This is a genomic window from Parvibaculum sp. (assembly GCF_049672805.1).
In the GTDB taxonomy this organism is placed as follows: Bacteria; Pseudomonadota; Alphaproteobacteria; order Parvibaculales; family Parvibaculaceae; genus Parvibaculum.
This window is the reverse complement of the sequence record NZ_JBATWS010000308.1, coordinates 1-2,804: the sequence shown is the minus strand read 5'-3', so window position 1 is coordinate 2,804 and position 2,804 is coordinate 1. Positions and strand designations below refer to the sequence as shown.

At 61.3% G+C, this 2,804-nt stretch carries 3 protein-coding genes; all 3 read right to left on the bottom strand.

Going from position 1 to position 2,804, the window contains the following annotated elements; translation table 11 throughout:
* Positions 1-26 precede the first annotated feature (26 nt).
* A complete protein-coding gene (locus WBF74_RS09775) occupies positions 27-1,052 on the bottom strand; it encodes an NADP-dependent oxidoreductase (RefSeq protein ID WP_424438845.1) in 1,026 nt (341 codons plus the stop codon).
* A 113-nt stretch (positions 1,053-1,165) separates the two neighbouring features.
* Positions 1,166-2,545: an efflux transporter outer membrane subunit gene (locus WBF74_RS09770; RefSeq protein WP_424438842.1), complete on the bottom strand. Its 1,380-nt coding sequence runs from the start codon at positions 2,543-2,545 to the stop codon at positions 1,166-1,168.
* A 7-nt stretch (positions 2,546-2,552) separates the two neighbouring features.
* Positions 2,553-2,804, bottom strand: a 252-nt coding sequence (locus tag WBF74_RS09765; protein WP_424438839.1) for an FtsX-like permease family protein, incomplete at its 5' end; no start/stop codon positions are given.

The window sequence follows — 2,804 nt, the reverse complement described above, 5'->3', positions numbered from 1 at the left end:
GAATAAGGTATGGGGATGGAGGCCGTTTACACCGCCTTGTCGGGACCGATCTTCACCAGCATCTTGCCGAAATTTGCGCCCTTGAAGAGGTTGAGGAATGCCTTGGGCGCATTCTCGATGCCTTCTTCCACCGTCTCTTCCCAATGCATCTTGCCGCTCTGAATGAGTGGCCCCATCTCGGCAAAGAATTCGCCGATATGCTGGAAGTAGTTGGAAACGATGAAGCCCTGAATCCGCAGGCTCTTGCCAACCACCTGAATGATGTTGGACGGGCCGGGGCGGGGCGTCGTGTCGTTATATTGCTCGATCATGCCGCACATGGCGATCCGCCCGAACGGACGCATGGCGTTGATCGCGGCTTCCAGATGCGCGCCGCCGACATTCTCGAAGTACACGTCGATGCCCTTCGGGAAAGCCTCTGCCACGGCCTTGTTGAGATCGCCGCAGGTCTTGTAGTTGATCGCCTTGTCGATTCCCGCGACTTCCGTGAGCCACTTGCACTTCTCATCGGAACCGGCAGAGCCGACCACATAACAGCCATGCGCCTTGGCAAGCTGGCAGACCACCGCGCCAACAGCGCCCGAAGCGGCGGAGACGAAAACCGTTTCGCCATCCTTCAGATTGGCTACCTTGAAGAGGCCCGACCAGGCCGTCATGCCCGGCATGCCAAGCACACCGAGAAACGCCTGAATGGGGCCAAGGGCAGGGTCAACCGGCGTGAAGCCCGCCGCAGGTCCGGTCACATATTCGCGCCAGCCCCACATATGGTTCACATAGGTGCCGACCTTCAGCTTGTCGTCATTGGATGCGATCACCTGGCCGATGGCACCGCCTTCTAGCGGCTGGCCGATCTGGAAGGGCGGCACATAGCTTTCCCGGTCCATCATGCGCCCGCGCATATAGGGATCGACGGACATCCATATATTGCGCACCAGCACCTCGCCATCGCCGGGCTGGCGCACATTGGCTGTAGCGACTTCAAAATCGCTGTCTTTCGGCATGCCCACGGGCCGCGCCTTGAGCCGTACTTCCTTGGAAGTCAGGTTGGTCATGTTTCTCCTCCATATTCGTGATTTTGGTTGGGAGGAGCCTAGCGACCTTTGCCGCCCGCAGGAAGAAATCTTCCGCGCTTATCTGAACAACCGGTCGGGGAAGTTTGAACCGATCAGGATGACTGCCAGCCGCCACCCAGCGCCACAAAGAGGCTGACAGCGGTGCTGTAGCGTTCAAGCCGCGCCTGCGCGAGATTGTTACGGGCCGAGAGCCAGCTTCTCTGCGCATCAAGCACAGAGAGGAGGTCGCTGGCGCCGGTGCGGTAACGTGCCTCCGCAAGATCATAGGCCCGCCGCGCTTCCTCGGCGGCAACAGCAAGAAGCCGTTCCCGCTCTGCTGTCACCTCGGTGCCGACAAGGGCATTCTCCACCTCGCCAAAGGAGGTGAGAACGGTCTGCTGATAGGCAGCGGCAAGCTCCGCCTGCCGCGCCGTCGCCGATTGCAGATTGCCTTCGAGCGAGCCGCCCGAGAAAATCGGCGCGAGAAGCGATGCGCCCAGCGCCGTTGCCGTTTCGGCTGGACTTGCCGTCGCGAAGCTCCGCGTCAGCGAGGCGGTCAGATCAATGTTCGGAAAGAAGGCTGCCCGCGCTGCGCCGATATTGGCGTTTGCCGCCTGAAGCCGCGCTTCGGCGCTGCGAATATCGGGCCGCCGCTCAAGCAGGGCAGAGGGCTGGCCTGCCGCAATGGCGGGAAGTGTTATGCGATCAAGCGTCTCGGCTTCCACCGTGAAATTGCCCGGTGTGCGCCCGAGAAGAATGGCGAGCGCATTCTGGTTTTCGGCGAGGTTCGCGCGCAAGGCAGGAAGCCCCGCCTCGATTACGGCAATGGCGTTGCGCTGCTGCGCGAGATCGAGCCCTGAAATGCTGCCTGCCTTGTAGCGCGCTTCGACAATCGCAAGCGTGCTGCGCGCGGCTTCGAGAGATTCCTCGGAAATCGCGATCTGATCTTTCAGCGCCAGAATGGAAAAATAGGTGGTCGCCACCTGTGACTGGACGAGCAGCGCCGCCGCGTCCTTGTCATATTCCGTTGCCTGCAGGTTGAAGCTGGCGGCTCGCGATTCATTGCGGTAGCGGCCCCAGAGATCGAGCGCATAGCTTGCCGAAAGGCCGACAGTCGCGCTCTCCCGGCTTGATGCACCGTCAATGGAACGCGAGGAAGCGCTGCCGCTGCCAGAAAGCTGCGGCAAAAGGTTCGCGCCCGCAGACCGCGCCGCGCCCTGCGCCTGCTCCACGCGGGCCAGTGCCTGTGCGATAGTGAGATTGGAATCGAGAGCGGCTTGCATCAGCAGCGTGAGTTCGGGATCACCAAAGGCAGACCACCATTGCGTATGGGCAGCGACACTCAGTCCTGCGCCCTGCGGCCCATGCCAGCTATCCGAAGCGCCGATGCGAGGACGCTCATAATCGGGCGCGAGCGCGCAGGCCGAAAGCGCGCTTGCCAGAAGCAAGGGCAGGGCGGCGTGGCGAAGCTCTGTGACATATGAGAAACGCATATCTATTTCACTCCGATGCCAGTGCGATCACGGGATCAAGCTTCGCTGCCTTGCGCGCGGGCAGGTAGCCGAAAACAAGACCTGTCAGTACCGCGCAGCTGAAGGCGAGGAAGGACGGCATTGTGTTGATCTCGATATTCATGCCCGCTCCCGAAAGCAGCGTGGCGGTGGATATCCCGAGCAACACCCCAATCACCCCGCCGACGCCGCACACGACGAGCGCTTCCGTGTTGAACTGTACGAGAATGTTGTTCATGCG